General features: G+C 54.6%; 19 protein-coding genes and 1 pseudogene. 13 read left to right on the top strand and 7 right to left on the bottom strand.

Annotation, left to right across the window (positions count from 1 at the left end):
• Positions 1 to 2: 2 nt before the first annotated feature.
• On the top strand, positions 3 to 701 hold the full coding sequence (locus ACGSLL_RS17605; protein ID WP_394507316.1) for a response regulator: 699 nt from the start codon (positions 3 to 5) through the stop codon (positions 699 to 701).
• 122 nt (positions 702 to 823) lie between these two features.
• Here the strand turns inward: ACGSLL_RS17605 and ACGSLL_RS17600 are convergent, their stop codons facing one another.
• A complete protein-coding gene (locus ACGSLL_RS17600) occupies positions 824 to 1,861 on the bottom strand; it encodes a patatin-like phospholipase family protein (RefSeq protein WP_332767487.1) in 1,038 nt (345 codons plus the stop codon).
• Positions 1,862 to 2,074: 213 nt separating this feature from the next.
• Here ACGSLL_RS17600 and ACGSLL_RS17595 point away from each other — a divergent pair, with 213 nt between their 5' ends.
• The 3 genes from ACGSLL_RS17595 to ACGSLL_RS17585 all read left to right on the top strand — a co-directional run bounded on the left by ACGSLL_RS17595 (position 2,075) and on the right by ACGSLL_RS17585 (position 4,250).
• Entirely contained in the window at positions 2,075 to 2,353 is a 279-nt protein-coding gene (locus ACGSLL_RS17595; RefSeq protein ID WP_090285007.1) for a hypothetical protein, read from the top strand.
• A gap of 106 nt (positions 2,354 to 2,459) precedes the next feature.
• The gene (locus ACGSLL_RS17590) at positions 2,460 to 3,221 is read left to right on the top strand and encodes a CHAD domain-containing protein (protein ID WP_394507315.1); all 762 of its coding nucleotides are present in this window, start codon (positions 2,460 to 2,462) and stop codon (positions 3,219 to 3,221) included.
• Between the two features lie 234 nt (positions 3,222 to 3,455).
• Positions 3,456 to 4,250, top strand: coding sequence for an acyl-CoA thioesterase (locus ACGSLL_RS17585; RefSeq protein WP_208940287.1), 795 nt, complete (start codon positions 3,456 to 3,458; stop codon positions 4,248 to 4,250).
• 1 nt (position 4,251) lies between these two features.
• Here ACGSLL_RS17585 and ACGSLL_RS17580 read toward each other — a convergent pair whose 3' ends face one another.
• From ACGSLL_RS17580 to ACGSLL_RS17570, 3 genes are all read right to left on the bottom strand, one after another.
• Entirely contained in the window at positions 4,252 to 4,617 is a 366-nt protein-coding gene (locus tag ACGSLL_RS17580; RefSeq protein WP_007908547.1) for a DUF962 domain-containing protein, read from the bottom strand.
• A 212-nt stretch (positions 4,618 to 4,829) separates the two neighbouring features.
• On the bottom strand, positions 4,830 to 6,311 hold the full coding sequence (locus ACGSLL_RS17575) for a methyl-accepting chemotaxis protein (protein WP_394507314.1): 1,482 nt from the start codon (positions 6,309 to 6,311) through the stop codon (positions 4,830 to 4,832).
• Positions 6,312 to 6,520: 209 nt separating this feature from the next.
• Positions 6,521 to 7,327: a TatD family hydrolase gene (locus tag ACGSLL_RS17570; RefSeq protein WP_394507313.1), complete on the bottom strand. Its 807-nt coding sequence runs from the start codon at positions 7,325 to 7,327 to the stop codon at positions 6,521 to 6,523.
• A gap of 224 nt (positions 7,328 to 7,551) precedes the next feature.
• On the opposite strand from ACGSLL_RS17570, the gene ACGSLL_RS17565 reads away from it, so the two are divergent.
• The 3 genes from ACGSLL_RS17565 to ACGSLL_RS17555 all read left to right on the top strand — a co-directional run bounded on the left by ACGSLL_RS17565 (position 7,552) and on the right by ACGSLL_RS17555 (position 10,078).
• Positions 7,552 to 8,973 (top strand): MltF family protein, encoded by a 1,422-nt coding sequence (locus ACGSLL_RS17565; RefSeq protein WP_394507312.1) that lies wholly within the window; start codon positions 7,552 to 7,554, stop codon positions 8,971 to 8,973.
• A gap of 112 nt (positions 8,974 to 9,085) precedes the next feature.
• A complete protein-coding gene (locus ACGSLL_RS17560) occupies positions 9,086 to 9,520 on the top strand; it encodes a DoxX family protein (protein WP_093099599.1) in 435 nt (144 codons plus the stop codon).
• Between the two features lie 249 nt (positions 9,521 to 9,769).
• Positions 9,770 to 10,078: a hypothetical protein gene (locus tag ACGSLL_RS17555; RefSeq protein WP_093099601.1), complete on the top strand. Its 309-nt coding sequence runs from the start codon at positions 9,770 to 9,772 to the stop codon at positions 10,076 to 10,078.
• Positions 10,079 to 10,084: 6 nt separating this feature from the next.
• On the opposite strand, the pseudogene ACGSLL_RS17550 reads toward ACGSLL_RS17555, so the two are convergent.
• Positions 10,085 to 10,414, bottom strand: a pseudogene (locus ACGSLL_RS17550) (GreA/GreB family elongation factor); the annotation flags it as partial.
• Between the two features lie 128 nt (positions 10,415 to 10,542).
• On the opposite strand from ACGSLL_RS17550, the gene gmtY reads away from it, so the two are divergent.
• The 3 genes from gmtY to gmtX are packed head-to-tail and all read left to right on the top strand — an operon-like array spanning position 10,543 to position 17,829.
• On the top strand, positions 10,543 to 11,898 hold the full coding sequence (gmtY, locus tag ACGSLL_RS17545) for a gamma-mobile-trio recombinase GmtY (protein ID WP_394507311.1): 1,356 nt from the start codon (positions 10,543 to 10,545) through the stop codon (positions 11,896 to 11,898).
• The gene (gene gmtZ, locus ACGSLL_RS17540; protein ID WP_394507310.1) at positions 11,888 to 17,230 is read left to right on the top strand and encodes a gamma-mobile-trio integrase GmtZ; all 5,343 of its coding nucleotides are present in this window, start codon (positions 11,888 to 11,890) and stop codon (positions 17,228 to 17,230) included. The genes gmtY and gmtZ overlap by 11 nt, the downstream gene beginning before the upstream one ends.
• On the top strand, positions 17,230 to 17,829 hold the full coding sequence (gene gmtX, locus ACGSLL_RS17535; protein WP_394507309.1) for a gamma-mobile-trio protein GmtX: 600 nt from the start codon (positions 17,230 to 17,232) through the stop codon (positions 17,827 to 17,829). The genes gmtZ and gmtX overlap by 1 nt, the downstream gene beginning before the upstream one ends.
• Before the next feature lie 661 nt (positions 17,830 to 18,490).
• On the opposite strand, the gene ACGSLL_RS17530 is transcribed toward gmtX, so the two are convergent.
• Positions 18,491 to 18,967 (bottom strand): helix-turn-helix domain-containing protein, encoded by a 477-nt coding sequence (locus tag ACGSLL_RS17530; RefSeq protein ID WP_394507308.1) that lies wholly within the window; start codon positions 18,965 to 18,967, stop codon positions 18,491 to 18,493.
• A gap of 248 nt (positions 18,968 to 19,215) precedes the next feature.
• On the opposite strand from ACGSLL_RS17530, the gene ACGSLL_RS17525 reads away from it, so the two are divergent.
• Genes ACGSLL_RS17525 through ACGSLL_RS17515 form a run of 3 tightly spaced genes read left to right on the top strand, consistent with a single transcriptional unit; the run spans position 19,216 to position 20,513 of the window.
• Entirely contained in the window at positions 19,216 to 19,620 is a 405-nt protein-coding gene (locus tag ACGSLL_RS17525; protein ID WP_394507307.1) for a DUF6957 family protein, read from the top strand.
• Between the two features lie 39 nt (positions 19,621 to 19,659).
• Entirely contained in the window at positions 19,660 to 20,106 is a 447-nt protein-coding gene (locus ACGSLL_RS17520; protein ID WP_394507306.1) for a hypothetical protein, read from the top strand.
• A gap of 29 nt (positions 20,107 to 20,135) precedes the next feature.
• On the top strand, positions 20,136 to 20,513 hold the full coding sequence (locus ACGSLL_RS17515) for a hypothetical protein (RefSeq protein WP_394507305.1): 378 nt from the start codon (positions 20,136 to 20,138) through the stop codon (positions 20,511 to 20,513).
• A 374-nt stretch (positions 20,514 to 20,887) separates the two neighbouring features.
• Here the strand turns inward: ACGSLL_RS17515 and ACGSLL_RS17510 are convergent, their stop codons facing one another.
• Complete coding sequence (locus tag ACGSLL_RS17510) at positions 20,888 to 21,145, bottom strand: hypothetical protein (protein ID WP_394507304.1); 258 nt, start codon at positions 21,143 to 21,145, stop codon at positions 20,888 to 20,890.
• Positions 21,146 to 21,200 lie beyond the last annotated feature (55 nt).

Here is a 21,200-nt window from a genome sequence, read left to right as displayed (position 1 = left end):
TCATGAGCCAGACCGCGACCATTTTGGTCATCGATGACGAGCCGCAGATCCGCAAATTTCTGCGCATCAGCCTGGCGTCCCAAGGCTACAAAGTCCTTGAGGCCGGCACCGGTGCCGAAGGCCTGGCCCAGGCAGCGTTGAACAAACCCGATCTGCTGGTGCTCGACCTCGGCCTGCCAGACATGGACGGCCAGCAAGTGCTGCGCGAATTTCGCGAATGGGCCACAGCGCCGGTGCTGGTGCTGTCGGTACGCGCCAGCGAGGGGCAAAAAGTCGAGGCGCTGGATGGCGGCGCCAATGACTACGTGACCAAGCCGTTCGGCATCCAGGAATTCCTCGCCCGGGTTCGCGCCTTGTTGCGTCAGGCACCGGCGGGGGAGGCGCAGCAGGCCGCGTTGAGCTTCGGCCCATTGACAGTGGATCTGGCGTATCGGCGGGTGCTGCTCGACGGCGTCGAAGTGGCGCTGACCCGCAAGGAATACGCGGTACTGGCGCAACTGGCGCGGCATCCGGGGCGGGTGATCACCCAGCACCAATTGCTCAAGGACATCTGGGGGCCGACGCACACCGAGGACAGCCACTACCTGCGGATCGTGGTCGGGCATCTGCGCCAGAAACTGGCGGATGATCCGACGCGGCCGCGGTTTATCGTCACCGAGGCCGGGGTGGGCTATCGCCTGCTGAATGAGGTTGGTCTGTAGGGATGTGGCGCCTGGTCTGACGCCTTCGCGAGCAGGCTCGCTCCTACAGGTGTATGCATTCCAAATGTGGGAGCGAGCCTGCTCGCGAAGAGGCCGGCAAATTCACTGAAAAACTTCGGTATTCAACCCTGCTCCTGCTCATACCGATCCAGCGTATCGCTGGCAATCTCGCGCCCGAGCGCGATCAGTTCCGGGGCTTTGTAGAACTCGAAAAACCGGCACACGCGCTTCGGCACGTTGATCAGGATATCCGGCGGGTACCCGGCGATCTTGTACTGCGCCAGCGAGGTCTGCATGACCTCGAAACTCTGGTTGATCAGATCAAGCAGCGAGGCCGGCCCGACGTTGTCGATGATGAACGAACCGGTGGCGGATTTCGGCGCGCCTTCACGCTCGGGCGCGGCGGCCGGTTGCTGGCTCTCCGGTTCGGCGCCTTCGAGCCAGGGATTGATGGCTGCCGCCTCGGCGCGCAGTGCTTCCTGTTCGAGCTTGAGTAATTGTTCGGCCTGTTTGCGGCGGAACGGCAGCTTCGAGCCCAGCGAGTTGATCAGGCTGTCAAAACGCGAGCGGAACGCTGGCGGGCGCTCAATGATCGGCAGTTTGTATTGGCGCTGGTTGGTCGCGTTGAGATTGACTGCAATGATCAGGTCACAGTGACTCGACACCACCGGCACGATCGGCAACGGATTGAGAATGCCGCCGTCGACCAGCATGCGATTGCCTTGCATCACCGGCGTGAACAGGCTGGGAATCGCCGCCGAGGCGCGCATTGCCTGATGCAGGCAGCCTTCCTGAAACCAGATCTCCTGCTGATTGGTGAGATCGGCGGCGACGGCGGTGTAGGGGATGCGCAAGTCTTCGATATTGATCTCGCCGACGATCTTGCGGATCTGCCCGAAGACCTTCTCGCCGCGAATCGCGCCGAGGCGAAAGCTCACGTCGACCAGCCGCAGCACATCGAGGTAGTCGAGGCGCTCGATCCAGTTGCGGTACTCATCAAGTTTGCCCGCGGCGTAGATCCCGCCGACCACCGCACCCATCGAACAGCCGGCGATGCAGGCGATTTCATAACCGCGTTTCTCGATTTCTTCGATGACGCCGATATGGGCATAGCCCCGGGCGCCACCGGAACCCAACACCAGTGCGACACGTTTTTTCATCCAGCTTCCTCCCGGCAAGCCTGCACAATGCACTGATCGCCGAGCAGGCTCAATCGTCAAGGTCGCGGAGCGTGGCAGCGACGTCGTTTTTTTGCCCTTGCGGCGCGCTTCGGCGCTATTCTTCAGCCGCTTGTTTCATGCGCCGGCGAGGCACTTTTTCGCCGCCTGACCGTCTTACCTGCACGACTGTTGACCTACTTTGAGGTGTGAGTGATGAAAGCCTGGATCTGTGTGCCGTTGTTGGCGCTGGCATTGGCCGGTTGCGCCGGTAAAACCGCTTACCGCGACAGCTGTGGCAGCCAGCTCGACGCCGCCTGGCACGAACTGGACCTGGCCAAGGCCGAGGGCTTTGCCGGCACCGTCAGTTATTCCAAAGCCTTGTCGCTGCTGACCGCAGCCAAGACCCAGCAGCAATTCGAAGGCTTCGAGGGCTGCAGCAAGAAAGCCGAAAAGGCGCGTTTCTACATCCGCGAATCCCGCGCCGGACGTTAAAACAGCAGCTGCAAGTTTCAAGCTGCAAGCCGCAAGCTCAAGTCAGTACGAGGTCAGCTTGCAGCTTGTAGCTCGCCACTTGAAGCTGTCTACGGAGTAGACCCCCATGATTGACCGGTTGGTGGCTCATATCCTGAGCCTGGAAGTGCGATTGCTGGCTTGTCAGGCGCGTATGACGGCGAGGACCGATCCCGAGGCGCTGCACGATTTACGTACAACGGTGCGGCGCTTGCGCAGTCTGTTGCGGCCGCTACGCGGCTTGCCAGGTGTCGAGCAGCTTGAGGGCGCCGCGTCGGCCGTCGGGGAGCTGACCACGCCGTGGCGCGATCGCGAAGTGCTGGCGGCGTATCTGTTCAAACATGATCAGCCGCAAGCCGCCGAGCGCCGTATGGCGCAGATGGCCGAGGCCTATCCGGCATTGGCGGCGAGCAACGAAGTGGCGTCGTTGATGATGATCCTCGATGCGTTTCCGCGTTTCCTGCGCGCTTCCCAGCGTCAGGGCCTGCTCAAGGGCTTGGACAAGCGCATTGAAAAACGTCTGGGCAAGCAGTGGCAGAAGCTCGATGAAGCGCTGCACGATCCCGCCCACGACCGGCATCGCTTGCGTCTGCTGATAAAACGCGTGCGCTATGGCATCGAAGCTTATCCCGAACTGGACCGCTTGCCTGCGGCGGCCTACAAGCGCTTGAAGTCTGCCCAAGGTGCGTTGGGTGACTGGCACGATTGCTGGCAGTGGCTGGCGAAGGCCGAGCTGGAAGCAGATCTGCAACCGTGTGTCGCCACTTGGCAGGCGGGGCTGATCAAGGCAGAACTGAAGGCTGATCAAGTGCTGGAAAAACTCGATACAGACTGCTTCAAATCTTCCTGAAGATGATCTCGTTCCCTTGTGGGAGCGAGCCTGCTCGCGAATAGGCCGTGCCAATCGCCATCACTGTCGATTGATCCACCGCTTCGCGAGCAGGCTCGCTCCCACAGGAGCATTTGTCGTTACGACGATGGTGCCTAGGCCTTTCTGTCAGCCCATTTGACCGGAATAGACGCTGCGGCGCGCGGCGGGTCTGGTTAAGATCCGCGCATCCCTTTCCCGTTTGCCGAGGTTGTCATGCGCTTTTGCGATCTGCTCGATGCTGTCCGCCAACAACCTGAAGTGACGATTCCTGCCGAATGGGGTCAGGGCCGGGCCAGTTTTGGTGGCCTGGTGGCTGCGCTGCAATATGAGGCGATGCGCGGCAAAGTGCCGGCGGAGCGCCCGGTGCGTTCGCTGGCGATCACCTTTGTCGGGCCGGTGGAGCCGGGCGTGCCGGTGAGCTTCGAAGTTGAAGTGTTGCGTGAAGGCAAAGCCGTCAGCCAGGTCTTGGGCCGGGCGTTGCAGAACGGGCAGGTGGTGACGATCGTGCAAGGCAGCTTCGGTGCCTCGCGGCCGTCGGAGGTGGCGGTCGAAGCGTATCCGGCGCCGTCGATGAAACACTGGGACGAGTGCCAGGAGTTGCCGTACATCAAAGGCGTGACCCCGGAATTCATGCGGCACCTGGCGATGCGCTGGAGCGTCGGCGGCATGCCGTTCACCGGCATTGCGTCGCGCTTGATGGGCGGTTGGGTGCGCTTGCGTGGGGATGTCAAGGAAGAGCCGGTCAACGAGGCGCATCTGCTGGCCCTGGTCGATGCCTGGCCGCCGGCGCTGTTGCCGTATCTGAAGAAACCTGCACCGGGCAGCACGCTGACCTGGACCATAGAATTCGTGCAACCGTTACACGATTTGAGCACGCTGGACTGGTGCCAATACCTGGCCGATATTGAATATGCCGCCGACGGTTATGGCCATGTTGCGGCCAAGCTGTGGAGCGCGAAGGGCGAGTTGATTGCGATGAGCCGACAGACCGTGACGATCTTCGCCTGAATCAATGCCGACGGTGGCGCTCACGCCAGGCGCGCCACCAGCCGCCACTCAAAAAGAACCGTGGGAAGGTCAGAAACTGCTCGACCAGCAAGCGCGACACGGCGTCTTTGCGATCACTGAACGGCTCGGAGGCTTGCGCCTCCAGGCTGTGGCCATGGCGCTGCAGACCCAGCGCCGCGACAATCCCGATCACGCCGATGGCGACGCTCGCCAGACTGAGGCTGAACACCCCGGATACGATCAACAGAAACGCCACGATAAACAGCGGTACCGCGATCAGATGCAGCACCAGATTGGTCGGGTGTTGGTGATTGCCAGGGTAGGCGCGCCATTGCCACGCGGGAAGGTTGGGGTGACGTTTGCCCATGTTGCTACTCCTCGATCCATGTTTGAACTCATGGTTGAAGAATAGGCCCGGGCGCGCAGGGCGGCGAATCAAGGTTGGCTATTGAAGTGATAGGCGTCATCGCAGGATTTGATGTAGATCCATCAGACGCCTTCGCGAGCAGGCTCGCTCCCACATTGAATGCGCCGCGCCCGCGGATCCTTGTGGGAGCGAGCCTGCTCGCGAAAACGGACTCAGAGTTTCAACTGCCCGATCGCCTTGTTGAGTTCCCCGGCCAACGTCGCCAACTCATTGCTGGTGGTCGCCGAATCCACCGTCTGCTGCACGGTATTTTCGGTTACATCGCGAATGCTCACCACCGCCCGGTTCATTTCCTCGGCGACCTGGCTCTGCTGCTCCGCCGCCACGGCAATCTGCGTGTTGCTCTCACGCATCTGCGCCACCGCCCCGGTGATTTCCGCCAGCGCCTCGCCGGCCTCTTGCGCCTGCTGCACGCAGTCGTCGGCCTTGTACGAACTCTCCTGCATGAAATCCACCGCATCACGGGTGCCGGCCTGCAGCGCGGAGACCATGGTGGTGATCTCGTCAGTTGAAGTCTGCACCCGTTTGGCGAGATTGCGCACCTCATCCGCGACCACCGCAAAACCGCGGCCCATCTCACCGGCCCGCGCGGCTTCGATGGCCGCGTTGAGGGCGAGCAGGTTGGTCTGTTCGGCGATGCTGTGAATCACGCTGACCACGCCGTTGATCTTCTGACTGTCTTCGGCCAGGCGTTGGATCATTTCTGCGGTCTGCTGCACGCCGCTGGATAATCCGGCAATCGAATGCTGCACCCGGGCAACCACTTGCTGGCCGCTGCCAGCCAGGCCATCGGCGGTCTGCGACAGGTCGCGGGTGGCGCCGGCGTGCTGGGCGATGTGGTGAACCGTGGCGGTCATTTCGTTGATCGCGGTGGCCGCCTGATCGGTCTCGCTCTGTTGGCCGAGCATGCCGTGGCGCACCTCGTTCATGCTCGACGCCAGTCGCGCGGCGCCGACATCCAGCTGCCGCGCCGTATTGGCGACGGTGCTGACCACGCGCTGATAGCCGGCCTGCATGGCGTTGAACGCATTGGCCATTTGCCCGACTTCATCGTTGCCGGCCAGCGGTACCCGCGCGCTGAGATCGCCACTTTTCTCGACATGCAGCATGACGTCTTTCAACGTGTTGAGCTGGCTGAGCAAAAAGCGAATGAGCAATTGCGAGGCGCCGAGCATCGCCAACATCAGGATGAACACCGCTACCGCGTAATGGGTAAAACGCTCGCTGAACACCTGGCTCAGGCTCGGCCCATGGGCGATCACCGCAACCTCTTCGCCATCAGCGCGGCTGAACACCTCGGCGCCCAGCAACGGGTTCTCGCCGAACAAAGGCAGGGCATCGATTGCATTCCAGCCGTTGCTGCCGGCGATCTCCAGCAGCGGCTGACCGTTGAGCCGCGGTGCTTCGCCGCGTTTGAAGGTCAGCACCTGCTCGACTTTGGGCAGCGGCTGGCCCGGCGGCCAGGCCTTGAGTAACTGCGCTTGCGCCTGCGCGGACGCTTGAGCTGCGTGGCTGCGGGCTTGTTGTTCGAGCTGCACGGCATACAGCACCAGCAGCAGGGTGGTGACAAAGGCGACCGCATTGACCGCCCAGAATTTGTACTTCAGCGAGATATTGCTAAGCCAGGCACCCATGGAGGTCTTCTCTGATAGCGGAAACAGTTTTGGCAAGGTGCCATTATTGTGCCGCTATGCAGATCTGCGGATCTTGATACATATCAAAAGAATGCATCGTCCCCCTGTGGGAGCTAGCCTGCTAGCGATAGCGATCTGTCCGCAACGCTTGTAGTGACTGGCACTCAGCAATCGCTAGCAGGCTAGCTCCCACAGGGAATAGCGGTGTGTCAGGTGAGCGTGGGAAGGTTGAAAAACGCGCGGGCACAGGCGGTGGTATGCGCCGCCAGATCCTCTTCGGTTTCACCACGATGCAACGCCACTTCGCGCAGTACTTCAGTCAGATACGCCGGTTCATTGCGGCCGTTTTTCGGCTTCGGTCGCAACGTGCGTGGCAGCAGATAGGGCGCATCACTTTCCAGCATCAGGCGTCCGCGTTTGATCTCTTTCACCAGCGGATGCAAGTGCGTGCCGCGACGCTCATCGCAGATCCAGCCGGTGATGCCTATGTGCAGATCAAGGTCGAGGTAACTGAACAACGCCTTGCGCTCGCCAGTGAAGCAATGCACCACGGCGGCGGGCAATTGATCGCGAAAATCCTTGAGGATCTCCAGCAGGCGCTGGCTGGCATCGCGCTCATGCAGGAACACCGGCAATTGCAGTTCGACGGCGAGAGCCAAGTGCTCTTCGAGGACTTTTTCCTGCTGCGGGCGTGGCGAGAAATCGCGGTTGAAGTCCAGCCCGCATTCACCCACCGCGACCATATTGGTTTCGTTGAGCAGACTGCGCAGACGTCGCGCGCTGTCGGCATTCCAGTCGCTGGCCGAATGCGGGTGAATGCCGGCGGTGGAGAACAGCCGCTGACCACCGTCATCCAGTTGCCGGCACAGCTCCAGCGCCTGCTCGCTGCCTTCGACGCTGGTGCCGGTCAGCACCAGTTGGCAGACGCCGGCTGCATAGGCGCGCTCGAGCACCGCCGCGTGTTTGTCGGCGAAACTGGGGTTGGTCAGGTTGACGCCGATATCGATGAGTTGCATGGTGCTACCTCGGGCCGAAGGCCGAAAAGCATACCAGAGCTGTAGATTCATAAGAAAAGCCAAGAACTACAACGACTTATGGCTGTCTGTTGAGGCCGCGAGAGTCTCGGGGTGGCGGCGATGCCATCACTGTGCCAGTCTTTCGCACTTTACCAGCGCTCCAGGCGCTCTGTTTTCGTCGGTGATTTCGCTTGAAATTGCCCCGTATTCTTTTCGGAGAGTGGATGCATCGTCCCTCGGTTTTGCTGCTGTTGTGCGCCTCGCTGCTGCTGCCGCTGACGGCGCTTGCGCGCCTGCCCGGACCACTGCAAGCCGTGCCGGCGGCCAAGGTCCGTGACCTGTCCGAGATCCGCAGCAGCCGTGTCCTGCGAGTGCTGGTCAATCAGAGCCGCAACAGTTCCGGTGAGGTTCAAGGCCAGACCATCGGCGTCGAATACCATCGCCTGCGCGCCTTCGAGCAATACCTCAACGGCCACGCCCGCGACGGCCAGGAAGTTACCCTCAAGATCATCCCCAAAGCCAAGGACCAGTTGCTCGGCGCGTTGCAGCGTGGCGAAGGCGACATGGTCGCGCCCGGTGAATTGATGGACTTGCCGGGCGGCTACGCGGTCTCCAGCAGCGAGCCGATCGCCCGCGACGTGCCGTTGGTACTGGTCGGCATCAAGGGCCAGCGGCGCTACACCAAGGTCGAACAACTGTCCGGAAAGACTTTGGCGTTGCCCACCGGCAGTGCGGCGGGGGAGGCGGTCAGTCAGCTCAATCAGAAACTGGCGCTGCACAAACTGGCGCCAATCAACGTCGAATGGGTCGATCCGACGCTGGCCGTGGAAGACGTGCTGGAAATGGTTCAGGGCGGAATCTTTCACCTGACCATCGTCGAGCAACCGATTGCCGAGCGCTGGGGCAAGATCCTGCCCAAGCTGCGTCTGGATCGGCAGCTGGTCATCAGCGAGCCGGGCGAGGAACACTGGTTTGTACGCCGCGATGCCTCGATGTTGCGCGCCAGCATTGATCGCTTTCTGAGCGGCTACAAAAAACCATCGAATGAAGACGCCGCGTTTCTGCGCATCTATCGACGCCTGTACCAGGTCCACTATCCGTTGGCCAAGGCCGACCGTCAGCGTCTGGAAAAGCTGCGCCCGACCCTGCAGAAACACGCCCAGGCGCAGAACATGGACTGGCTCAATCTGGCGGCGCTGGCCTTCAAGGAGTCGCGTCTGCAGCCCAATGCCCGCAGCGGCAGCGGTCCGACCGGGTTGATGCAGATCACGCCGTCGGCCGCCCAGCGTGTCGGCGTGAGCAATATCCAGAATCTCGATGCCAATGTTCAGGCCGGGGCCAAGTACCTGGCGATGATCCGCCGTAAGTTCTTCAACAGCCCCAAGCTCAACGAGCGTGAGCGCATGGCCTTCACCCTCGCGGCATACAACATCGGCCCCGAGCGCGTACAGGGCATGCGCGCCGAAGCGCGGCGCCGCGGGCTCAACCCCAATCAATGGTTTTTTCAGGTCGAGCGCATTGCCATGGAGCAAGTGGGGATGGGCGCCGTCAGCTATGTTAATAGCGTGAACAAGTACTACTTGGCGTACGACCGGGAACGGGAGTCGTTGGAGCCCGGGGCGCAAAAAGTCGTCACACGTAAATGATCTAATAAATTGATTGTTATGGCGGATTTTTTGCGCTTTTAACATGAAATTTATTGATTAATATAGCGGCCAACCAACACATACAACCTCTCGCAACAACAAGGAACGCCCCATGAGCTCTCTGATCAACAAAGTACTGTTCACCCGCGCTGGCTACGGCCTGACTGTTCTGCGCATCGTTGTCGGCGTGATCTTCGCCGCCCACGGCTCGCAGAAACTGTTCGGCCTGTTCGGTGGCTACGGTCTGGCGGGCACCGCCCAATGGATGGAAAGCATCGGCCTGACTCCAGGCTACCTGATGGCGACACTGGCCGGCGGTACCGAGTTCTTCGCCGGTCTGGCGCTGATCATCGGCCTGCTGACGCGTCCAGCGGCACTGGGTCTGGCGTTCCTTTCGCTGGTGGCGATCTTCTCGGTACACATCGGCAACGGTCTGTTCATGGCCAACAACGGTTACGAGTTTGCCCTGGCCTTGCTGGCCGGCAGCATCGCGGTGCTGATCGAAGGCGCCGGCAAACTCTCGGCGGATCGCGCCATCGCCGGTTGAGCGCTCTAACTCAAGGCAAAGGCCCGCATTGTGCGGGCCTTTTTTTGTTGCGGGCGATTCTTGACACTGGTCGGTCACGTTATCTAGGATGTTGCTCATGCGCCGATTTAAACAGCTACTTGCGGGGCGCCAGGTGACTCAGACAGTTGCCGTCAGAAGCCGGAACAGGGCTTCGAAATACCGCTAAAGCGCTGGTTCGGTGTTGCCTCTCACCTGCCATGCAGACTTTTGAGGCAGAGACACGACACGATGAATGCACTACGCCCTCCAGCACGTCCCGCACCGATCACGGCGCACATCACCCAGCGCAATCCAAAAATCCTGCTTGGCGGCAAACACCAGCCGACGCTGTTGCGTTATCTGGATGGCTGGCCGCGTCGCAGCGGCGGTCCTGCCGCGTTCCTGATCCAGTTTGTCGACGACGGCGAGTCGCTGGCGCGGTTTGCCAGTGACAGTTTCGATCTGGCGGTAATTCAGGCGCCGAGCGCGGAAGAAGCGCCGGAAATGATCAAACAACTGACCCGCGTAGCGCGGCAGGGCCTGATCACTCGGCGCTGAAGCGTTTTACGGATATTCGATCGCCACGATGTAAACCAACTGCTCGCCCGTCGGCGTCTGTACCCGGACTTCTGCGTCCAGCGCCTTGCCGATCAAGGCGCGGGCCAGCGGCGAGTCGATGCTGATCAGGCCGAGTTTCAGATCCAGTTCATCCGGGCCGACGATGCGGTAGCGCGACTGCTTGCCGTCTTCGTCCTCGATGGTCACCCAGGCGCCAAAATAGACCTTGTTCGGATCGCTGGGTTTTTCGCTGACGACTTTCAGCGCTTCCAGCCGTTTGGTGAGAAAGCGCACGCGACTGTCGATCTCGCGGAGCATTTTCTTGCCGTAGGTGTATTAGAACCCCACCTTCAATTGTACTATTTGTCCGTTTTCATGCTTGAATACTGCCAAAAAAAGGCTAACGTTCAGGTGCGGTTTCCAGAGTAGTACCCCAAACTACATAATAATTAGTATGGTGGAAAATGGCTTACGCGCTAAGGGTGAAGGCTAGATATCGCAACGATAAAACCGGTCGAGAGCTGCGCCTGCCCGCGATTATCACCGAAGGAGGTTTGCTGATTTCGCACCTCCGGTTTCTCGCCAGCAAGACGAGCAACGGGCAATCCTGGCGTGACAGGTCGACCTTTGCGGTCATGCTCCTCATCAAGTACATCAACGCCAACGAAGGTTCGTTTGAGCAAACCACAGAACTGCTCCGTTCCTTTCGAGACGCCCTCGACCTAGGCACGATCAACTCTTCAGATCTGAGTGACCCATCTGGGCTGTATTGGAGCCCTAGATCGCCAGATGACGTTAACTCGATCATTCAGTACATCACTACCTATACAGACTGGCTTGCCAAACAATCTGATTACGAAACCAAGCGTGCGAACCCGTTTCGCTTAGCTACCTCCGTTGAGCAGCGCCTAAACTGGTGTGCGTACTATCATCGGCAGGACAACGTTTTTCTTAATCACTTGGAGTCAACCGAAGACGGCAAAGAGAAAAACAGATACGTCCGAGAGATTGCTCGTAGAGGCAGTTCGCGTATTTACGATGAAGAGGTGAAAAAATTTCCCTCTGACAAGATCATCCCGTTATTAGAGTCAGGGTTCGTTAGGGCAACTCAAGCAAACGACGCCAATCCTGATAACACCATAGACTGGAAGGGGCGAGCGATAACGCTTCTACTTCATTATGGTGGCCTGAGAAAAAGTGAGGCATTGCATCTCTACTTAAATGACATAAAGCCTGATAAGAAACGCCACGAAGCGGTTGTGCGTGTTTATCATCCGTCAACAGGCGCCTCGCCCGACAAAAACTACAGATCTCGCAGGGAGTACCTCGCTAAGCGCTACTTGTTGATACCAAGAACGGATTACTTGAAGAGTGAGCGTCTGCACCTCGGTTGGAAGGCTCCAGCATTGACCTCGACCGAAGGTTATTTCACAGTGCAGTTCTACCCCCCGAACAAGGCAACCGAGTTTCTCCATGCGTACCAAAATTATTTGAAGTACCAGCGCGTCGAGCCGAGTATTCAAGATCACCCTTATGCTTTCACCAATACAATAGGCCAGCCAGAAACGTTGAAGAACTTTCAGCGCTTGCATAAAGCTGCTGTAAATCGCATCGGGTTAGAACATCTGAAATATCTCGGCACGACTGAGCATGGTCACCGCCATGCCTATGGCTATCGCTTGGCAGAAATGGGGTTTTCACAACTAGATATCCAAAAAGCAATGCATCACATGTCGCCGGATTCTTGTTTGGTTTATTTGCAGTCAACCAACAAAGAACTACGAGAAAAGATGGAGCGAGTGAACAAATATGGCGCCTAAGAAGAATCTCTACAAAACAATAAACGAAGCTTCTGAGGCTGCTAAAGCGTTAGGAATTGGCTCTGTACAAGAGTATCTCAATCGCTACAAAGAGGATGCGAGGCTCCCGCAAAATCCAGCGGATAAATATCCAACGGATTGGAAAGGATTTCCAAATTTCCTTGGTGTCGATAATCGCAGAGTTCGCTACGCAACTTATGAAGAGGCTAGGCAAGCTGCGGCTCTTATCGGCGCATATACGGGGGAGCAATATAAGCAGTTTCGTCGCAAGGATCCGTTATTGCCTGCTGACCCATATGGCACTTATCGAGATGAGTGGACAGGGTGGGGGAGTTTTCTCCCATCCAACCCTGAGGTGCTTTATTACAAAACTTTGGGTGAGGCCGCAATCGCTTCTAGTAAACTGGGTATCACTTCCAGTGCAGAATACAAAAATCTCTACAGCAACGATCCAATGCTTCATTCAAACCCTAACCAATACTACCTAGACTGGAACGGCTTTCCAGATTTCTTTGATGGGTCGTTTGTTAGGTATCCGACTTACGCCGAAGCAAAAGAAGCCGCAAAGTCTTTAGGTGCCACGAATGCAGAAGAATACAAACAGCTTTGTAGCGTAGACCCTAAATTGCCAGTTTGTCCCGAAGCTTTATACCCAGATTGGCAGACTTGGCGTGATTACCTACCAAATAGCGTTGGTTCGAAATTCTACCAGACGCTGAGCGAAGCAATCGACGCTGTAAAGCGGCTGGGTATCAACACTCAGTCGGAATACAAAGTTCGTTATAGAGAGGATGAAAGGCTTCCCTCTAATCCCAACGCTGTCTACAAAGGTGAGTGGGTAGGGTTTCCGTTTTTCTTTGGAAGGTCGAACGAACGCTATCCGTCTTATGCTGAGGCTAAGGAAGCTACGTCACTAATTGGCGCCTACACCGCGCGGGAATACCGAGCAAAGTGTAGCGTCGATCCTAAGCTGCCGGCATGGCCCGATGAGTATTATGAAGACTGGGCGGGCTGGCATGACTATCTCCCCAAAAACCCAGTTTCTAAATTCTATCCAACGCTGGCGGAAGCTTCGGAAGCGGCAAAAAAACTAGGTATTACTACGGCGGAGAGTTATCGGAAGCTTTTTCATCAAGATAGCAAGCTGCCTTCCAATATCTGGGATTATTACAAAGATTGGCAAGGTTATTCCCATTTTTTTGGTATGCAGGTAGAACGATACACATCATATTCTAAGGCGAAAGAGGCTGCAAAAGCTCTTGGCGCGTATACAAGCACAGAGTATCTGGCCTGCTACAAAAATGATCCTTTGCTCCCAGCTCGACCTGAAATTTATTATCCGGACGAGTGGACTGAATGGAATGCATTTCTGCCTCCGAACCCTAGGAGGCGTCAAGGGAAATATGAAACGCTGGCGGAGGCTGCGCGCGCAGTGCGAGTGCTCGGCTTCAAGACGATGCGAGATTACCAGGCCGGATATAAAGCTGACCCTAAACTTCCTGCTCAGCCTAATCACTTCTACTCGGCGGAGTGGAGCGGCTGGGGTGAATTTATCGGGGTTGGCGATGATTCCAAAGACGCCGCATACTACGAAACATACACTTTGGCTGAGGAGGCTGCCAAGAAACTGAATGCAACAAGCCGAAAGGATTATTGGGAAAAGGCAAAACAGGACGAAAAACTGCCACCTTATCCAGAAAAAGTTTACAAGATCGGTTGGGCAGGATGGAAGCCTTACTTGGGTAATGAAAATATTTCAACAAAGTATGAAACATACGAAGAAGCGCGAAACGCAGCCAGGGCGCTGAATTTTTGCTCGAACAACGATTACATGCTCAATTATAAAGAACGCGATCCAAGGCTGCCTGGTTCGCCAGCCGGCTATTTTAAGGACAAATGGGAAGGTTGGAGTGATTACCTAGGCACAAGCAGAGGGAAGGATTTTTATAGTTTTGACGACGCAAAGCGCAGAATAACGGAGCTAAATATAAGGTCTTGGAAACAGTACCAACGTGACTACCGATTAGACCCGATGCTGCCGTCAAATCCGAATGTAGTCTACGAAGATACGTGGATGGGCAATCAGAATTTTTTCGATCAATCTGATGTAGCAGCCTATCCTAGTTTACAATTGGCGAAAGCAGCAGTTAGAGCGCTCGGAATCAATTCTGTTAAAGAGTACAAAAGTCGTTACGGCGAAGACCCATCTCTGCCTTCTAATCCAAATATTAAGTACGCCGATGAGTGGCTTGGGTTTCCTGATTTTTTTGACCACCGCGAACCGCTCTATGAGACCATTACTGAGGCTAGCGAAGCTGCGCAGCGCCTGGGGTTTAGATCCAAAAAAGACTACTTGGCTGGGTACAAAGCAGATCCTCGTTTACCGTACTCGCCTCACGAAAAGTATGTAGGGAAATGGAAGCTATGGGGCTGGGATGCCTATTTAGGTGTCGACAAGTACAAGGACTGGCGTGAGGCAGGTAGGGCCGCTGCAGCGATTGGGATTACGTGTGCGTCAGACTATCTCAAGCTCAGTTTCAACGATCCCCGTCTACCTGCAGATGCACAGTCCTATTACGGCGACGAGTGGCGGGGGTGGATTCCTTTTCTAATACCCGAGAAATGCCAGTCTTTGGCTGATGTAAAGTTTGTCATCAAGCTTGTCAGAATCAAAGACAGCCAAGAATATCGCGATCAGCAAAAACTTTACCCTTGCTTGCCTGCCCATCCGGATAGAATGTTTAGTGCTGAATGGATTGACTGGTTTGACGCGTGCGCCATTCCTCGTCCTTATAGCTACGAAGAGGCTCGGGAAATCGCGTCTGCTCAAAATTTAGCAAGTCAACAGGAATACAGGTCGTTTGTAGCGAAATCCAATGACCCTCGACTCCCACGTTATCCAGATGCCATTTATAAGGATGAATGGGTTAATTGGTATGTTTATTTGGGCAATCCTGAGCCTTTCAAAACTAAAAATATCTACGACCCTTATATTCCTTGGAAAGAATCGATTGAAAGATTTATGGAAGTCGCGCGAGGAGGGGATGCCAAAGAGACTCATTTGTGTCGATTCGTGCGTAACTATATCCAGAGGTATCAGCTAGGGCTTTCTCCAGCGATTTTCCTTACCTCTCCTCGGGTTGATCTTAATCTATTTGAAGAGTTTTTAGAGGATGAGAACTCCGAAAATAGTAAACGTTATATTATCTCCGCAGCTAAGGAGTTTTGTGATCACTATATCAGGACAAAGCTAACGCTCGAAGATGAAGAGAGTGGCGAACTTGTCGTGACTCCCAACGCTCGTAATCCTTTCGCATCATATGCGTATGAGGGCGATGGTGAAAATATCCGTTTAGGAGAAAGTGATAAGCCTGCGCTAGCTTTTCAGTATGTCCATGCAATGTGTGAGTGGATTGCTCCACCGGAATCTAACTGTTTTAAAGACCTTGAACATCTTCATGTTTTTGACGCGGATTGGGTTGATATTGATTCAGCGCTGATCGATGTAAACGACCCAGATTGTGTTTACAAGCAAGAGTATGGGCGCACTAAAATATGGTGCCCAGTTTACTGGATGCATGCTTATGCTTTGGCTTCGGTACCCGCTCGTGGTCGCCAGCTGGCGTACAATGATTCGGGTGAAGGTGATGTTGAAATTCCCGAAATCGTAGACGGAAAAATTGTGTTCCAACGAAACCAATCCAATTTAGCGGGAACAACCGAACAGCAAAGTTTTGTAAGGAAATACCCGGAGGGTGCCTTTGGCATGCATTTCACCTCCAACAAAACGTCAGTGAGAGGCGCGGCGTATAACGTTGCATGGATGCCCGAAGCACTTGCACTTTGGATGGTGAGACTGCGCCGTTGGCAGACTAAATATAATCCAATAACCCGGTCAATGCCTTGGATTGAGTGCACCCGTACTGACTTAAATCCGAAACAACGTCTAGCAAAAAAATCGAATTGTTTTTTGTTTCGAGATTTCGGTGATGAGGAATGCGGCCATTTTTCTGGTCGTTTGAGAGACCGGCTGGCAGCAGCGCTTTTTTATAGCCAACCATCGGGTTTAGTGCTTTCAAAACAAAATGGTAAGGCATCCGCTCTCTCCGCCTACAAGTCCGATTACACACCTCACAGCATGAGAGTTAGTCTGATTACAGCTTATGTAATGGAGTTTGGGCTTCCGCTTGAAATTATTATGAAAATTGCGGGACATAGCGCGATGGTCATGACCATTTATTATGTCAAGTTGAACGAGGAGGGGTTGAGACAAAAGTTTGCGGCGGGAGAGAAACGGGCGCTCTCCAATCAGGCCTATGCAGCAATGCAAATGATTGAGCAGAATCGAATCGATGAAATTAGAGATACTTTCTTCAACAATAACGAGGGGGTTATTCTGCCCTATGTGGGTAGCAGTCCACCTGGTAGTTTCTTGTTTCGCGATTATGGTTTTTGTCCCTTCGCGGGTGCGCGTTGTGGAGATGGCGGGCCACTAATCGGGAGCACTCAGGTTCGACAGCCTGTCGCTGCCGGATACTTGGGCTTTCAAAATTGTCCACATTGCCGGCATTTTGTGACCGGCCCAGTGTTCATCGGTGGTTTGCTGTCATTAGCCAACGAAATATCTTTGCAAGCAAATTACCAGTTTGAACAAATCTCAAGTCTTGAGTGCAAGATCGAGTACCTTAAACAGTGTATCGAAGAGCAAGAAGACGCTCAGTATGAAACAGAGCAGGCCGGTGAAAAATTTGATCCAGGAGAGCGTAACTCTCTTGAGCTGAAGATTCGGAAGCTTAACTCGGAAATGGAAAGCGCCGCGAAAAAGGCGGATATGTTTTTGTGTGACATCCAAGCTATTTCCAGGCTTATCAATCAAAGTCAGGCGATGATCAATGAGCGGGTTGCGGCAGGGGGGCAGTCCAACCTTACTCAGCTCATTGTCCAATCGGGGAACGAGCTTCACGTCGCGATCGCGATGGAGGAGACTTCAAAATTCCATCAACTGAACGAGGTTTGCGAAAATGCTGAGATCTATGAGTCTGCCTCGGCAGACTTGGCAATTGCGCCCCGGTCGCAAATGATTGACAAAATGATTGCATTTAATAACTTGAAGCCCAAGATGTACACGCTGAATAAGGAGCAACAGCTTGTCATCGGAAATCAGCTGACAACTTTTATTCTTTCTCGAGTGGAATCATGGACAAAAATGGACGCGTTGATCGAGGGTAGAATGCGGCTGGAAGATCTAGGTTCGGATGAGCAAATTGCGCTCACCGACATTCAGTCTATTTTGGATGGCGGACAAGCTGTGATTGCACCGGAGGTGCGGTGATGGAGCCTAAAACCGTATTGGCACATCTTAACACCGTGGTGACAGACCGAACCTACAGGACGTTAGAGGCTATCTACGAGGTCTGCCAGGAGCAGCTTGAGCAGGGCAAATCGGATTTTAGTTACACGACCGTCGCACGGCTTGGCGAAAAACGGGGAGTGCCAAAGGCTCAGAGTATTCGTAATGCATCGGGGGTTCATTACAGAGCCCTTATTGAGTCATTCTCTGCCGCAGCGCCAGCTAAAAAACCGAAATATACTAATGCTGATTCGGATGCATGGATAGATGAACTGCCGACCGCTCGTCACCGACTTCTCGTACAGATTCTGAAGTCAGAGTTGGCTGAGTCGCGGAGGTTAATCAAAGAGGTTGTGCCGCCATCTCTCGAAATCTATGTCGACGATCGCACAAGCTCGAAAGCGAAATTTAAATTAGACGAGGGCGAAAGAAGGGCGTTGGAACACCTCTTGTCCGAGGACTTTCTGAAAGCATGGAAGCTAGTTCGCGGGGAGAAGGGTGACGTGAGGAATGAAAACGGAGAGCGTGTTTTTAAACCAGGCACCTTTGATGCGCTTGAGAAGGCGCTGCGCTATCTGTAGCCGTTAAAAGGAGCTGTCTGATGATCAGACAGTTCACCCCCTCCAGACCATCTATGAGTGGAACCTCTATTCACTTTGCCTTTGGCTAATGCTGTTCGCCTGGCTCGTGATTCCAAAGGCGCCACACTGTAGCCTTGTGTGAACGGAGTTTTTAGGACGATGTCACTCTCCTGCGGTCATGGTTATAGTATTCCGCGACTGCTAGGACTTCCAATACCTATGCAACGTCAACTTCGCCAGCCCTAGCTTCTCCACTACCCGCGCCTGATTCCATCCTGCAGCCTGCAACCCTTGACGACCACGGGATTCTCCCCTTCCAGGGTTTGCCACGAGAACGCAGGAGCAATTCTTTGCCAACAAGTGGATTACGTAAAAGCTCCAATCCTCCTACAAATTTACATGCGTCCTGCTGATGCCGCGCGCTCTGAGCGTGAGTGGATGCAGAGGCGTTCCCGACATTTAAATTACAAATTCTGTAAACACACACTGTTCCCTGCCGACCACTTCGCGTCGCATATCCGAGACAGAGTCGTATACGGTAGTTCCGAGAGTAGGTTTTTTGCCGAAGGAGGCGAGAGACTACAGCTGCTTCTACCGCATCCAGTTATCGCTTCCAGTTGATAGACATGAGCGCGCGGATCAATATTTTCTATTATCAACCTTATGGGGATGGTGGGGTTTTGAGGTATCTGCGAACAGTAGTTTCCGAAAGCCCCAATGCTCTTCCGATCTCGATAACGGGCACTCCAGCATTCTTCATGCGATTGGCCTCTGCAGCTTTCTGCGCTGCTCCTGATCCTGCCGGCCTACCAGGGCGCAGCTTTCCGGCACTGGAGAGCGCCTCTATCTCCAGATCGATCCCGTCTTTTTTGATCCTGTTCAGTTGCTTTGTAAGACGTTTTAAAGCGTCCGTGAATGGCTCTTGAGACTGAAGCGAAGTCGCCATGAGAATCAACACCGCGGCATCCAGCTCCAGGATTGATGCCAGGCGAACAAGGATATCAACCGTTATGTTCACCTCTCCGCGCTCTATCCGGCCGAGATACGAAAGATCAATAGTGTTCAGATCGTCTTGTGAAAGACCCTTCTCTCTACGCATCGCTCGTATCACGACAGCCAGCGCTTCTGCTGCCTCCATTAGACTTCCCCTAGCAAATCGAGGATAAGGCCATATTGCGAGGTGCCATAACACGGGCTATAATCCGTATTATGGTGTTTTGGCATTTCATCCTCTCCCTGATATCTCGAATCTTGAGAAAGCGTGCAGTGCAGATCGATCACCCAAACGCGTTTTTGGGTTAGATATCACGCGTTGGGCTAGATGTTAGTGATCCCTATGCAGGGTGCACCCCGAACTTATCAGATGTATTGACGGAGATTTTGCGGTTGAGCACAGATGAAAACGAAGGTGGCGACGACCTGTTAGGCGGCCCCGGTGAACTTCGCCAAGGATCGATGGACTCAGACGAAACTCTCATCGAACTCGTCAAAGGGCTCTATCCGCGTAAGCCTTACTGCTTAGTCGAGGATTGGACAGTTTTTCACGTCGAAGCCACACAAGACGAGCAGAGCAAGATCCACGCAGCCGGCCAGTTACCCTTGATCGTTTACGCTCACAACGTCCTGTTTGATAGTCAGAGAAGATTTGATGTAGGCGACTGGGTGCGTTCTACCTTCGCGACTTCCTTCCAATACGGCTTTCTTTTTGAGACTAGGAACACGGTTTACGTCCTCAAGGGGGCAGGCCATGAGAAGAAGGCGAGTTTGGAAACGATCTTTTCCTTTTTCTAATCCGGTGACTGCGGCCGTCGCAAATAACAGAGATTGAACATGTTCAGAACACAAGACAGCGACCTTTTGGGGGTGCCCGGGATGTTCGGGACGGGCCTGGCGCACTGGCACACCGTGTCGCGAGTGCTCCGAATGCACTGGTACTACGTCACTGTTCAACATGAGTTGGAAGGCCGACAGGTCGAGTACGAGTTGATGATCAACGATGAACATCAGCTGGAAGCGGTATTGAACTCCAAAGACCCCACAATGGTGGTGATCGGTGCTCAAGTAGTAATCCCGGCCTACATGAATGGGCGGGGAATACCGAGTATGGAACCACTTACCAGGGTGTCTGTGGGGGAAGATGAACTTGAGTGCGTCGTTTGCATTATTGAAGTGGAAAGCGGTGCCGTGTATCACGACTCGCATCGTCAAGATTTCGACCGCGCATTGGTTTCCAATTTGAAAGAAATTTTCCACTCAAGTCGCATTCGTTCAGTCTGAAGCTGACCACGGCCAAACGGAGCTTTCGTATGAGCGGTACCGAAATGACGTTTCACAGCAAACGACTATCAGATTTCGATTTACTTCGAATTCATAAGGCGCAAGCGCAAGGTTTTAATCTTCCAGTGACGGCTTATCTCAATCATGTGGCCATCGTTGGTAAAAGTGCGATGGGGGTCGTCTTCGGCCACGTGCGGAAAGGCCCGTTGGGCCGCTTCGATGATGGTCACTACATGCGTACCTCTGACATCGTTGGCGCCCGGCGTGAAGGCCGATATTGGGTTCTCAACACGCTCAACTCGCGATACGTCATCGCTACGTTTCAACGTGACATCGGCCGACAAACCCTGCGTAACTTTCTGATGGTTTCGAGCCAGGCAATTCAAGAGCCCCCTTCGATTCAGTGAGCTTCTCATTCGCGCCCTAGCAAACTGATTGAGCGCCCACGAGGCTTCATGACAATCAAACTTATCAGAAAGCGCGAAGTAATTTGAATTGCATCGGGATTTTTTGAGAGCCACCACAGATTCAAGCCATCTTGGTTGAGATGGGCTTTGATCTCAACGAATTCGTAACCAACTTCAATTACTCTCAAAAAGAAAATTGGGAAATCGCGGAGTTAATGCACGAAATCTCCGGATGCTTCTTGCTCAGGGCATTCTTTCAACGATCCCTCGTAGGAGTATTCACTTAGGTGCATTCGGCGAATATCAAGGAAGAGACCAAGGATTAAACCGGCAGCCTCTTCCGCGTTAGTCGAACAAGGAACGTACTGGAAAGATCAGGCTGTATCAGGTACAGGCTCGATCCGAATAACTTTGATTATAGCTTGAGGGCAGAGCAAGCTATCACCATCCTCTGCATAATTCTTATTGGCTTCGAAGGCTGCTTCGATGTCGCGCAAGTTGCTGCAGTCCTTAAAATCAGACGTGTCAGTCGTCACGTATTCGTGGCACACGCAACTCAATGCAGAGCGATTGGCCCATAAGTCGTCGGGTATAGTCGTGTCGATGCGAATGAAGCTGATAAGAAATTTCATGCGACGCCCTTAAAGATCTATTCCTGAATATAGAAAAAGTGGGCATCGTGCACAG

The sequence above is a fragment of the Pseudomonas retamae genome (assembly GCF_043496865.1).
Classification (GTDB): Bacteria; Pseudomonadota; Gammaproteobacteria; order Pseudomonadales; family Pseudomonadaceae; genus Aquipseudomonas; species Aquipseudomonas retamae.
The sequence above is the reverse complement of the archived record's forward strand: the minus strand, read 5'-3'. Positions and strand labels throughout refer to the sequence as shown.

What these genes read in the sequence shown, in the direction of transcription:
- ACGSLL_RS17605 (WP_394507316.1), top strand. Translation starts at nt 3, where the DNA reads ATGAGCCAGACCGCGACCATTTTGGTCATCGATGACGAGCCGCAGATC.
- ACGSLL_RS17600 (WP_332767487.1), bottom strand. Translation starts at nt 1,861, where the DNA reads ATGAAAAAACGTGTCGCACTGGTGTTGGGTTCCGGTGGCGCCCGGGGC.
- ACGSLL_RS17595 (WP_090285007.1), top strand. Translation starts at nt 2,075, where the DNA reads ATGAAAGCCTGGATCTGTGTGCCGTTGTTGGCGCTGGCATTGGCCGGT.
- ACGSLL_RS17590 (WP_394507315.1), top strand. Translation starts at nt 2,460, where the DNA reads ATGATTGACCGGTTGGTGGCTCATATCCTGAGCCTGGAAGTGCGATTG.
- ACGSLL_RS17585 (WP_208940287.1), top strand. Translation starts at nt 3,456, where the DNA reads ATGCGCTTTTGCGATCTGCTCGATGCTGTCCGCCAACAACCTGAAGTG.
- ACGSLL_RS17580 (WP_007908547.1), bottom strand. Translation starts at nt 4,617, where the DNA reads ATGGGCAAACGTCACCCCAACCTTCCCGCGTGGCAATGGCGCGCCTAC.
- ACGSLL_RS17575 (WP_394507314.1), bottom strand. Translation starts at nt 6,311, where the DNA reads ATGGGTGCCTGGCTTAGCAATATCTCGCTGAAGTACAAATTCTGGGCG.
- ACGSLL_RS17570 (WP_394507313.1), bottom strand. Translation starts at nt 7,327, where the DNA reads ATGCAACTCATCGATATCGGCGTCAACCTGACCAACCCCAGTTTCGCC.
- ACGSLL_RS17565 (WP_394507312.1), top strand. Translation starts at nt 7,552, where the DNA reads ATGCATCGTCCCTCGGTTTTGCTGCTGTTGTGCGCCTCGCTGCTGCTG.
- ACGSLL_RS17560 (WP_093099599.1), top strand. Translation starts at nt 9,086, where the DNA reads ATGAGCTCTCTGATCAACAAAGTACTGTTCACCCGCGCTGGCTACGGC.
- ACGSLL_RS17555 (WP_093099601.1), top strand. Translation starts at nt 9,770, where the DNA reads ATGAATGCACTACGCCCTCCAGCACGTCCCGCACCGATCACGGCGCAC.
- gmtY (WP_394507311.1), top strand. Translation starts at nt 10,543, where the DNA reads ATGGCTTACGCGCTAAGGGTGAAGGCTAGATATCGCAACGATAAAACC.
- gmtZ (WP_394507310.1), top strand. Translation starts at nt 11,888, where the DNA reads ATGGCGCCTAAGAAGAATCTCTACAAAACAATAAACGAAGCTTCTGAG.
- gmtX (WP_394507309.1), top strand. Translation starts at nt 17,230, where the DNA reads ATGGAGCCTAAAACCGTATTGGCACATCTTAACACCGTGGTGACAGAC.
- ACGSLL_RS17530 (WP_394507308.1), bottom strand. Translation starts at nt 18,967, where the DNA reads ATGGAGGCAGCAGAAGCGCTGGCTGTCGTGATACGAGCGATGCGTAGA.
- ACGSLL_RS17520 (WP_394507306.1), top strand. Translation starts at nt 19,660, where the DNA reads ATGTTCAGAACACAAGACAGCGACCTTTTGGGGGTGCCCGGGATGTTC.
- ACGSLL_RS17515 (WP_394507305.1), top strand. Translation starts at nt 20,136, where the DNA reads ATGAGCGGTACCGAAATGACGTTTCACAGCAAACGACTATCAGATTTC.
- ACGSLL_RS17510 (WP_394507304.1), bottom strand. Translation starts at nt 21,145, where the DNA reads ATGAAATTTCTTATCAGCTTCATTCGCATCGACACGACTATACCCGAC.